Source organism: Gracilibacillus thailandensis, assembly GCF_010994055.1.
Taxonomy (GTDB): domain Bacteria; phylum Bacillota; class Bacilli; order Bacillales; family Amphibacillaceae; genus Gracilibacillus; species Gracilibacillus lacisalsi.
In genome coordinates, this window is sequence record NZ_WJID01000012.1 from 1 (window position 1) to 11,380 (window position 11,380).

At 37.7% G+C, this 11,380-nt stretch carries 13 protein-coding genes and 1 tRNA gene; 2 read left to right on the top strand and 12 right to left on the bottom strand.

Translation table 11 applies throughout. The features are described from left to right. Positions 1-158: 158 nt before the first annotated feature. A complete protein-coding gene (gene clpP / locus GH715_RS05210) occupies positions 159-755 on the bottom strand; it encodes an ATP-dependent Clp endopeptidase proteolytic subunit ClpP (RefSeq protein ID WP_153834492.1) in 597 nt (198 codons plus the stop codon). 257 nt (positions 756-1,012) lie between these two features. Between clpP and GH715_RS05215 the strand changes: the two genes are divergently transcribed. Next, a tRNA-Arg gene (locus GH715_RS05215) sits at positions 1,013-1,085 on the top strand. Positions 1,086-1,159: 74 nt separating this feature from the next. Here GH715_RS05215 and GH715_RS05220 read toward each other — a convergent pair. From GH715_RS05220 to GH715_RS05250, 7 genes are all read right to left on the bottom strand, one after another. Further along, positions 1,160-1,303: a hypothetical protein gene (locus GH715_RS05220; protein ID WP_018930962.1), complete on the bottom strand. Its 144-nt coding sequence runs from the start codon at positions 1,301-1,303 to the stop codon at positions 1,160-1,162. Between the two features lie 102 nt (positions 1,304-1,405). Beyond that, on the bottom strand, positions 1,406-1,663 hold the full coding sequence (locus tag GH715_RS05225; protein WP_153834491.1) for an HPr family phosphocarrier protein: 258 nt from the start codon (positions 1,661-1,663) through the stop codon (positions 1,406-1,408). A 100-nt stretch (positions 1,664-1,763) separates the two neighbouring features. Next, positions 1,764-2,711 (bottom strand): DNA-binding protein WhiA, encoded by a 948-nt coding sequence (gene whiA / locus GH715_RS05230; RefSeq protein ID WP_153834490.1) that lies wholly within the window; start codon positions 2,709-2,711, stop codon positions 1,764-1,766. Positions 2,712-2,747: 36 nt separating this feature from the next. Next, complete coding sequence (locus GH715_RS05235) at positions 2,748-3,701, bottom strand: gluconeogenesis factor YvcK family protein (RefSeq protein ID WP_153834489.1); 954 nt, start codon at positions 3,699-3,701, stop codon at positions 2,748-2,750. A gap of 2 nt (positions 3,702-3,703) precedes the next feature. Next, positions 3,704-4,585 (bottom strand): RNase adapter RapZ, encoded by an 882-nt coding sequence (gene rapZ / locus GH715_RS05240; RefSeq protein ID WP_018930966.1) that lies wholly within the window; start codon positions 4,583-4,585, stop codon positions 3,704-3,706. Positions 4,586-4,918: 333 nt separating this feature from the next. Continuing rightward, entirely contained in the window at positions 4,919-5,869 is a 951-nt protein-coding gene (trxB, locus tag GH715_RS05245) for a thioredoxin-disulfide reductase (protein WP_153834488.1), read from the bottom strand. A gap of 80 nt (positions 5,870-5,949) precedes the next feature. Continuing rightward, positions 5,950-6,951, bottom strand: a complete 1,002-nt coding sequence (locus GH715_RS05250) for a tetratricopeptide repeat protein (protein WP_163578464.1) — start codon at positions 6,949-6,951, stop codon at positions 5,950-5,952. A gap of 160 nt (positions 6,952-7,111) precedes the next feature. Between GH715_RS05250 and GH715_RS05255 the strand changes: the two genes are divergently transcribed. Further along, complete coding sequence (locus GH715_RS05255) at positions 7,112-8,026, top strand: ketopantoate reductase family protein (protein WP_153834487.1); 915 nt, start codon at positions 7,112-7,114, stop codon at positions 8,024-8,026. Positions 8,027-8,043: 17 nt separating this feature from the next. On the opposite strand, the gene GH715_RS05260 is transcribed toward GH715_RS05255, so the two are convergent. The 4 genes from GH715_RS05260 to hprK all read right to left on the bottom strand — a co-directional run bounded on the left by GH715_RS05260 (position 8,044) and on the right by hprK (position 11,122). Then, positions 8,044-8,583 carry an acyltransferase gene (locus GH715_RS05260; protein WP_153834486.1) on the bottom strand — a complete coding sequence of 180 codons (540 nt, stop codon included), beginning with the start codon at positions 8,581-8,583 and terminating at the stop codon, positions 8,044-8,046. A 2-nt stretch (positions 8,584-8,585) separates the two neighbouring features. After that, a complete protein-coding gene (gene ppaX / locus GH715_RS05265; protein WP_153834485.1) occupies positions 8,586-9,227 on the bottom strand; it encodes a pyrophosphatase PpaX in 642 nt (213 codons plus the stop codon). Positions 9,228-9,290: 63 nt separating this feature from the next. Beyond that, positions 9,291-10,136 (bottom strand): prolipoprotein diacylglyceryl transferase, encoded by an 846-nt coding sequence (gene lgt, locus GH715_RS05270; RefSeq protein WP_153834484.1) that lies wholly within the window; start codon positions 10,134-10,136, stop codon positions 9,291-9,293. Between the two features lie 23 nt (positions 10,137-10,159). Then, the gene (gene hprK / locus GH715_RS05275) at positions 10,160-11,122 is read right to left on the bottom strand and encodes an HPr(Ser) kinase/phosphatase (RefSeq protein WP_018930973.1); all 963 of its coding nucleotides are present in this window, start codon (positions 11,120-11,122) and stop codon (positions 10,160-10,162) included. Between the last annotated feature and the right edge of the window lie 258 nt (positions 11,123-11,380).

Genomic DNA, 11,380 nt, shown 5'->3' on the forward strand with positions numbered 1-11,380 from the left:
CCCCCACGGAAAGGGAAGTGGGCAGCCGGAGCGATGCTTTCCGTCTACATATCATTTCAAAATGACCACCTATGATACAAATACACTATCATGCCGCGTATTATATATTTTCCTTATAAAAAAAGCGACGGTGAGTTACTACCGTCGCTTTTGGTTCTTTAGTTTAAGTCTGATGGTTTCTTTTCCATTACTTTATCGATTAGACCATAGTCTTTAGCTTTATCAGCTGACATAAAGTTGTCACGATCTGTGTCTTTTTCAACTACTTCTATAGGTTGACCAGTACGGTCTGCTAGAATTTGGTTTAACTTTTTGCGCATTTCGATAATACGGTTAGCGTGGATCTGAATGTCAGACGCTTGACCTTGTGTACCGCCTAGTGGTTGGTGAATCATTACTTCACTATTTGGTAATGCATATCGTTTACCAGGCTCACCAGCAGCTAAAAGGAATGCCCCCATTGATGCTGCCATACCAATACAGATTGTTGATACATTAGGTTTAATGAATTGCATGGTATCGTAAATCGCCATTCCGGCTGTAATTGAACCACCAGGTGAGTTGATATATAGTGAAATATCTTTATCTGGATCTTCAGCTGCTAAAAATAGCATTTGTGCTACGATACTGTTTGCCACATTATCATCAATGCCACTACCTAACATAATAATTCGGTCTTTTAAAAGGCGTGAATAAATGTCATATGCACGTTCGCCTCGGTTTGTTTGTTCAATAACTGTAGGGATTAAGTTCATGAAAAATTCCTCCTTTTAACACTTGCTTTTTTCATTCATGAAATCTAACTATTTTTATCTTAACGGAATGGTCAAAAAAGGTCAAACGATTTGATTTTCTAACTTCATCCTACCCTTAACTGTAACGATTTAAACCTCCAGAATCAAATAATCAAAGTTTGATATATGTATTGAAATTATACGAGCGATTCGCTATAATTATTCTTGTCGCATTTTATCATAGGACGAATCTTGTACTGATAGTATTCTCACTTGATGCGCCCGTAGCTCAGGGGATAGAGCAATGGTTTCCGGTACCATGTGTCGGGGGTTCGAATCCCTCCGGGCGCGCTTATATAACAGGTAAACGCCAAAGCACTTCTCCAAGAGAAGTGCTTTTTATGTAGATTTGTTTTCTAGCCTTGTTATTTAAACAACTTTCTTAGTGCTTTTCCTGTTGCTTTTCCTGCTACTCGACGGCCAATCCTTTTTCCTGCTCTGCCTTTACGAACTGCATCGACATCATTCCATATCCGTAAGATTTTATAAATACTCGATTTAAGGCTCATTCTGTCACTCCTTACTATCGTTCTGCTATTATTCCCATCATATGGTGCTATCTAAATTTTTTCAACAAAAAACACTGCAAAAAAGCAGTGTTATACAAATCTTTATTTTTTTCCTTCAACAAAAGCCACTAACTCCTCTAAAGCTTCCTGGTCATCACTACCATCTGTAATAATTTTTATTGTATTCCCTTTTGACAACGCCAGGCTCATTAACCCCATAATACTTTTGGCGTTAATCCGTTTGGTGTCTTTTTCAATAAATATTTCTGAAGTGAAACTGTTCGCCTTTTGTACAAATTGAGCTGCTGGTCTTGCTTGCAACCCTGGATCTACTGCAATAACAACTTCTTTCTCTAACATGGTAACCCCTCCCTTTTGGTAAGCGCTATCATTTCATTCTACTAAAGAACAGCTTATCTTATTCTTATAATATTGTAGAGGAGGGAAAATCCTCCTCTTGTTATTTCATGGTTAACTCTTCTTTTCGTAATTGATCTGCAAATTGATCGATTTTTTTCAATCGGTGGTTAATGCCAGATTTACTAATCTTACCACCTGAGACCATTTCACCTAATTCTTTCAATGATACATCTTGATGTTCCATTCGTAGTTTGGCAATTTCCTGTAGTTTATCCGGTAATGCATCCAACCCTACCGTCTTATCAATAAAACGGATATTTTCAACCTGTCGGAATGCTGCACCAATTGTTTTATTTAAATTGGCTGTTTCACAATTCACCAAGCGATTGACAGAATTTCTCATATCCCGAACAATTCTAACATCCTCGAATTTAAATAATGCTTGATGTGCGCCAATGTAATTTAAAAACTCGGTAATTTTTTCTGCTTCTTTAATATAAGTGATAAACCCTTTTTTCCGTTCCAAAATACGTGCATGAAGTTGATATTCATTTAGCAAATCACACAATGATTGATTGTGTTCTTCATGAAAATTATATATCTCTAAATGATAGGAAGAAGTTTCTGGATTGTTAACTGATCCACCAGCTAAAAATGCACCTCGCAAATAAGCTCTTCGGCAACATTGCTTTTTCGTATATTTCTTTGAAATCGTACGAATAAATTGCAAGGGCGCTGCCAATATCTCCATGTCTTGAAGCATTTCTTTTACGCCTTCATTCATCCGCACGATGTAGACGTTATTCTTTTTCAATTTCATTTTCTTACGGACTAATAATTCAACTGGTATTTGGTATATCGATTTTATTAACGTATAAATACGACGTGCAATCGCTGCATTCTCTGTTTGTACATCTAAGGAATAATGATTTTTGGAAAAAGAGATCGCACCATTCATACGAATCAATGCTGCTAATTCTGCTTGTTCGCAACAATCATCACTTTCTATTTTCGTTAATTCTTTTTTAATATCTGCTGCAAACGACAACTTTCTCCCTCCCCTCTTTGCCAACTGCTAACCCCTCTACATTAACGAACACAACACTTTCGCCACTTTGTCCGTATCGTGTCGTAATGAATGATTTAATTCTTTGACAATATCTTCTTCAATAATTTCCAAGCCCATCTCACGTAATTTATCCAGATCATATTTTACCGGTTCGGCATTTTCTTCCGCATAGACCATTTGTACGTCGCGAGCAATTGTTTTATTGTGTACAATAACGGATTGTAGACATCCGGTACCAATGTGATCCATGATTGCTTGCACATGATCGGATGCAGTATAGTGATTAGTTTCGCCAGCTTGCGTCATAACATTACATACATAGACGACTTTTGCTTTCGTATTGCGCAAAGCCTCACCAATTTGCGGAACAATCAGGTTAGGTAATGTGCTTGTATATAAACTTCCCGGTGCAATCACAACCAAGTCTGCTTCTTGAATAGCTGAGACTGCTTCCGGTAATGGCAATACCGGGTTTGGCTTTAAAAAGACACGTTTAATCCGTTTATTAGCTTTCGGGATATTGGATTCCCCAACTACTATTTCACCATCTTCATATTCGGCATGGAGAAACATGTTTTGATTAGCAATCGGGTAAATGTTCCCTTTTACATTTAACACACGTGAAATCTCTTTGATTCCGTTATAAAAGTCTCCGGTAACAGATGTCATAGCTGCTAATAAGAGATTCCCCATCGAATGTCCGGAAAGACCATTTCCTTTGGTAAATCGGTGTTGAAATAATTCCATCAACATTGGTTCGACATCAGAAAGTGCGGCAATCACGTTACGGATATCTCCTGGTGCCGGCATTTCCATTTCAGACCGTAAGCGACCAGAACTGCCGCCATCATCTGCAACTGTGACAATCGCGGATAAATCAATTGGTTGTTGTTTGAGTCCTCGAAGCAGAACCGGCATCCCTGTTCCGCCACCGATGACCACTACTTTTTTTGGGTCAGATTGTGACATTTTTATCCCTTTCGTTTCTCTATATCACGGTGACTAACATGTGTGACATAATTTTTTTGAAAATGCTTTGCCAAATGCTCAGCAATTGCAACAGATCGGTGTTGCCCACCCGTACATCCAATCGCAATCACGAGCTGAGTTTTCCCCTCACGCTTATATTGCGGAAGCATAAATTGCAATAGGTCGATCGTTTTTTCTAAAAATTTCTGCGTGTCAGACCATTTAAATACATAAGAAGAAACTTCCGTATTTAAACCTGTGAGTGGGCGCATTTGCTCCACGTAATGCGGATTCGGTAAGAAACGGACATCAAATACCAAGTCTGCATCTATCGGCAAACCATATTTAAAACCAAAAGAAACCGTATGGACTGAAAAGATTTCTTGATCTTTTTTACTATAGCGTTGCACAATTTCTTCACGTAATTCCTTAGGCTTTAATTTAGACGTGTCAATGAAATGTTGTGCACGACCACGCAATTCATCCAATATTTTTCGCTCAGCATGGATTCCTTCAAGTGGTAGTCCGTCTTGTGCTAATGGATGAGAACGGCGAGTTTCTTTATAACGGGATACAAGAACATGGTCATTCGCATCTAAAAATAAAATATGTTCTTCCAACCATTCTTCTTGTCCGAGTGTGTCTAATGCCTCAAATAGTGTATCAAAAAATTCTCTACCACGTAAGTCCATTACGAGTGCTACTTTTTGGATATTATTGGTGGCGTCTTTCATGAGTTCAAGGAATTTGGGCAGGAGAGCTGGTGGAAGGTTATCAACACAATAATAACCGAGATCCTCAAAGCTTTGAACGGCAACTGTTTTACCGGCACCTGACATTCCTGTGATAATGACAAGCTTGGTTTCCTCAGATTGTCTCCCCATAGGTTAAACACTCCTCTCTATTCAGAAATTTATGTAACGAGACTACTTGTATTTATACTTCCATTATACACGGAGTGAATGCCCTCTACCACCAAAATACTTATTAAGAATTTGTCTATTAGTAGTCATTATTGTAGGATTTTCTGCATTTACCAATAATGAGCAATATTCACATCAAAAAAATGGGCATAGGTATGGAAACCTATGCCGTCAAGTAATATTTATTAAAAAGGGGGTCAATTAGTTAATTACATTATATCTAATTAATATTTCGTGCGTGTTACAGCCACGTTAATTTCCAATTACGTATTTATGTCGAAAAGATTACAATTACTAGCTTGGTGTATTAACAGCTTCTTCTAAATTTTCAATATATGCCTGTGCTGCTTGTGCTGCAATACTACCATCACCAGTCGCTGTTACGATTTGACGTAAATCTTTCTCTCGGATATCCCCAGCAGCAAATACGCCTGGTACACTTGTTTCCATATTCTCATTTGTCGGGATATAACCTTCCTCATTAGTAATACCCAATGATTTAAATGGTTCACTTAATGGCACCATTCCAATATAAATAAATGTACCATCTGTCTTATGCTCATATTCTTCACCAGTCTTTTTATTGAACAATGTAACACTGCCGACTTTGCCGTCTTTATCATTAATAGATTTCACAATTGTATCCCAGATGAAATCAATTTTGTCATTATTAAAGGCACGATCTTGTAGAATTTTTTGTGCACGTAATTCATCACGACGGTGAACGATAGTCACTTTACTAGCGAATCTTGTCAAATACACACCCTCTTCAACAGCAGAGTCTCCTCCACCTACGACGATAAGTTCTTTCTCTTTAAAGAAAGCACCGTCACAAACTGCACAATAAGAAACACCGCGGCCACCAAGTTCTTCTTCACCTGGTATACCTAATTTTTTATATTGCGCACCAGTTGTAATAATGACTGCTTTCGTTTTATATTCTTTTGATCCGGCTACAACTGTTTTGTAATCACCATGATCAATGACTTCTTTAATATCACCATATGCATATTCTGCACCAAACTTTTTCGCATGGTCGAACATTTTATTCGACAAATCCGGTCCTAAGATGTGATCATAACCTGGATAATTTTCAACATCCTCCGTATTTGCCATTTGCCCACCAGGAATTCCTCTTTCCAACATTAATGTATCTAAATTTGCACGTGATGTGTAAACCGCTGCAGTCATACCAGCCGGTCCAGCACCTGCAATAATAACATCATAAATTCTTTCTCCAGTCATTATCGTCATTCCTTTCTACTTTATCTTAAAACCATTATCCTACGGTCTAAATAAAAGGTCTACTATTCTGCTCACTTCTCTCATTTCCATGGAGGTGTCTGTACTGCTAAAATATTATGTTGCTTACAACCTTCCTCCCATAAATGTTGCGCCGTTTCCTTCAGCCCTAAATAATACTGACAAGTACTAAACCATCTATAATAGGAAGGATGGCCTTTTAGCTTTGATTTATGCAACAATTTAAACCGATATAGTGCTTTTTCAAACAGTCCAATTTGAGCAAATGTCACTGCAATCCTTAGTTTTTGTTGTTCGTGAATCGGATAAATATTATCAAGTAGCTCTGTATAATATTGCAGCCTTTCTTGATTGGCTTCATGTGCAAAAAAACAAGCTAAATTCATACAACTGAACAACGAGTCAGGATGATCTTGTAAATATTTTTCCTCCATCGTAATAGCTTCTTCTCGTTCACCAGCAAAAAATAATGCATAATGATATTCATGTTTTGCCTGTGAAAACTCTGGAAACAATGTGATCATTTCTTCTAAAATGGCAATGGCTTCTTCCCATTCTTCACGTTCCAAGTGATAAAAAGCTGTTTCCTGATAAATTATCAGATCATCCTCTTCCTCTAGCATCCACTCATCATCATCGTCTTCTTCTTCTATTTCACTCAAATCTAATACGTCGAGTAAGGAAGATGCTGCTTCCGTAAATTCTCCATCAGGTGCTTTTTCGATATATAATTCCGCATATTTAACTGCATCCTGAAGGAGACCTAAATGCGCATAATTATTAGCAATTAAGTAATAACAATCAACATAATCTTCACCGTGTGTAGACAGCACTTTCGTTAACATTTGATTAGCTAAATGATAGGAGCCCATTTCCGTGTAGACAATTGATGCCTGACATTGATAAAGCGGATTATTCGGTTTATCAGCAATCGCCTTTTTAAACCATTTTAAGGAGAGGTCGAATTTTCGTTTTTGAAAGGCTTCAACTCCCTTTGAAAAATAAAAATCCCCTTCTGGTATGAAAGGTATGATGTTTCCTTCTATTTGATATGGATTAGTCACGCTTCGTATTCCCCTCCCATTCTAACTGATTTTTCTATATGATCGTTCCTTCATTTTAAATATAATGACTTTAGCATTATAACACACTTTTGCTACATTGAAAGAGCTTTTTTTAAATGTGGAAGTTATAGTATCATGAAGTTAGAAAGGTGGAGATGATATGAACATTTCAATTGTTGGTGCAGGTGCATTAGGAAGTTATTTTGGTGTTCGTTGGAGTAAAGCTGGTGCTAATGTGCAATTTATCGTTCGTGAGAAACGTGCTGCCCAATTGCAGGATAATGGGCTTAAAATCAATAGTATGAACGGCGATGACCAGATCGAAAATCCTGTGATCGTTACTGATCCAACGCAAGCAGCACCTGCTGATATTATCGTTGTGTCAGTAAAAGGGTACCACTTGGAAAGCGTCATCGATACACTTGAAAAATTAGTTGATGCTCATACATATATTTTACCTATTTTAAATGGGGTTAAGCATTACGACGTGTTAACTAATCATTTTGGCAAGAAAAAAGTACTTGGAGGTCTAGCCAATATTATAGCGACATTAGATGACAACGGACATGTAAAACACACAAGCAAGATCGATGAAATCCGATTTGGTCCTCTAGATGAAGGGCAGATTGAAATTTGCGAACAACTAGCAGAGATTTCAGCTGCTGCCAACATGACCTCTGTCTACAGTGATAAGATTTTAACGGATATCTGGTATAAGTATATGTTTATTACAGCATTTTCGGGAATCACTACCGTCAGTAACATGGAAATTGGTGAGCTTCTTGTACATGAGGAAACGAAGGATATTATACAACAGTTGCTTCACGAAATGAGACAGATTGCTTTTTGTGAAAAGGTGGATCTGACTGTTCAGCATCTCGAGAAAGCTTGGAAAACATTGTACAGTTTACCTGCCAGCGCGACGTCTTCCATGCACCAAGATTATCGCAAAGGACTCCACGTCGAATTAGAACATTTACAAGGTGCAGCTATCGAGCTAGCAAGTAAACATCAACTTGATATCCCACATCTAAAAACCATTTATGGTATTTTAAAAGCAAAGATATCACTATAAAAAAGCTGATGATCACATTATTGATCATCAGCTTTTTGAAAAAAGGTATCCTTTTGTTTACGTTCCTGCATTTCTTCTTTTGTATAAATCACTCGCATAGGATTGCCTGCAACAAACGTTCCCGCCTCTACATCTTTATGTACAACCGTGCCTGCCGCGATAACTGCTCTATCACCTATTTTCACGCCAGGTAAGATAGTGCTGTTGGCTCCAATCATTACTTCTTGTCCGATATAAACGTCACCTAAACGATATTCTTCAATTAAGTATTCATGAGCTAAAATCGTGGTGTTATAACCGATTACCGTATTTTTCCCGACGTGAATTTTTTCCGGGAACATAATATCTAACATGACCATTAGCGCAAAGGCAGTTTCATTCCCAATATCCATCCTCAAAAAAGTACGATACATCGCATTTTTCAGTTTTAAAAAAGGCGTATATCTAGCAAGTTGGATAACGATAAAATTTTTGATTACTTTCCAAAAAGGAACGGTTTTATAGACGTGCCATAAACTATTGGCACCATGGACACGATATCGATCTGTTTTTCGCATGTTTATTCCACTCCAACGATTTGTAATAAATCACTCATTTCTTCTAACATATAATTCGGATCATGGTCTTCTAAGACCTTTCTTCCTTTGATCGTCCAGGCAACACCTGCTGTTTGCACTCCAGCATTATGACCTGCTTCGATGTCATGGTAGTTATCTCCGACCATCATTGTTGTCATCGGATTTGCTTTTAATTCATCAATAGCTTTTAAAATCGGTTCCGGATGTGGTTTTGCATTGTCCACATCATCAAGACCGATTAATACATCAAAAAGTTGATCCATTCCGGTGATTTTCAAGCCTAATTTAGCAGTATCGTTCAGTTTTGTAGTAACAATTCCTAACTTGTATCCTGATTCCTTCAATTTTTTGATGGTATCGACTACAGTAGGGTATGCCTCCACATATTTTTCATGGTTGGCATAGTTATGCTCGCGATAAGCCTCCATCATTTCTTCTACTTTGTCTGGGTTAACTTTTTTCAAGCTATCCGCTAATGGCGGTCCGATAAAATCGAGGATTTCTTCTCTTGTATATGTTCGATCTCCGTATTTTTCAAGCGTGTGGCTAAAGGAAGCGATAATCAATTCATTCGTATTGATTAACGTTCCATCTAAATCAAATAAAATGGTTTCTACTTTCATGTTTTTACCTCCAAATGACGAGAAACGAGCTTTTGCTTGAACATAGCAAAAGCTCAACGTTCCTTATTTCTTCTTATCTTGTATTATTTTTTTACCTTGATACGTTCTGTCGGATAAGCCTTTTTTACGACGATAGATCATCATGATGATCGCACCGACGATTAACAATATTGAAATAAACTGCGCTGTTCTCAGATCACCAACAATATATAGACTATCAGTTCTCATTCCTTCAATGAAGAAACGTCCGATTGAATACGAGATGGCATACGTCAAGAACATTTCCCCGCGACGCAATGGGAATTTACGTAATATTAATAATAAAATAAATACCATGATATTCCAAACTGATTCATATAAAAAGGTCGGGTGATACATTGTACCGTCAATACACATTTGATTCATAATAAAATCTGGTAAGTATTGATGGAAATTTTGATATGTAGCTTCTGAAATAGGTCCACCATGTGCTTCTTGGTTCATAAAGTTACCCCAACGACCAATTGCTTGTCCTAATATAAGACTTGGTGCTACAATATCTGCAATTTGCCAGAAAGATAACTTTTTCACTCGTGTATAAACGATAGCCGTTAACACTGCACCAATCAATGCACCATGTATGGCAATTCCACCTTCCCAAATTGCGAACACTTTCCACCATGGTTCCCCGACATATCGATCCCATTCAAATATGACATAGTATGCACGTGCAGATAAAATAGCAATCGGGATGGCAAACACTACTAAATCAACAATATAATCCTTTTTTACACCTAATCGGTCTGCTTCCCTTGTCGCAAGCCATAATGCCAAAAAGACACCAGAAGCGATAATCACTCCATACCAATAAATAGAAAATGGTCCTAACTGCAGGAAAACAGGATCAAGTGCAGGAGCTTCACATGACAAAGTTGATCTCCTCCGTTCATTAATTAATCCATATCTAGATCTGTATCATATTCTGAAACCTCTTGTTCCCCATTTTGAATCATCTTCGATAATCGTTGGGAAAACTCTTCTGCTGCATTAACGCCCATTCGTTTCAGACGGAAATTCATCGCAGCCACTTCTATAATAACAGCTAGGTTACGACCAGGTCGAACAGGAAGTGTTGCTTTTGGAATTTTAACATCTATAATTTGCATCGTTTCCTCTTCTAATCCTAATCGGTCATACTGTTTCTTTTGATCCCACGTTTCAAGATTAATCACTAATGAAATTCGTTTATGAGAGCGAACCGATCCCGCACCAAATAACGTCATGACATTAATAATACCCAATCCTCTTATTTCTAACAAGTGCTCAATTAGAGGAGGGGATGATCCAATTAATCGATCATAGTCCTCTTGGCGAATTTCAACGCTATCATCAGCTACAAGGCGATGTCCCCTTTTGACTAATTCCAGTGCAGTTTCACTTTTACCTACTCCACTTTGACCAGTAATCAGTACACCAATCCCGTAGATATCAACTAAAACACCATGGACTGCTGTAAAAGGGGCAAATTTCGCCTCTAAAAAGTTTGTAATACGACTAATGACACGTGTTGTTTTATATGGTGAACGCATTAATGGTACACCTGAAGCTTCACATGCTTCCACTAACTCAACTGGGACAGCCATATCTCTGGTCACGACGATACCCGGTGTAATATCCGTACATAGACGATAAGAACGGTCCTTTTTTTCTTCTGGTGTTAATTCCGAAAAAAAAGATAATTCCGTTTTTCCTAATAATTGCAATCGATCTTTAGGATAATATTTAAAATAACCTGTCAATTCAATTCCCGGTCGAGAAACTTCACTCATAAAAATCTCACGATGAACTCCCTCCGCACCAGCAATTAGTTCAATCTTAAAGCGATCCAACAAATCCTGTGTACGCACCTTTGCCATACAAAAGCCCCCTTATCTCGGAACAGAGGGACAGTGTCCTCGTCCCATTCTTTCTTATCTTTTTTATTCCATGATGTAACTATTGTAGCACTTTTTTAAAGATATAGTACAGATTTATTCGAAAAAATTCGAGCATATGTCCTAATTATATAAGGTTATTACTACGAATCTCATTCAAATACAGTGTATGAAGTTCACTAGTTATTTAACCAAGTAACCATTTTGACATGAATAATAGGCGTAACAACCGCTACGGCT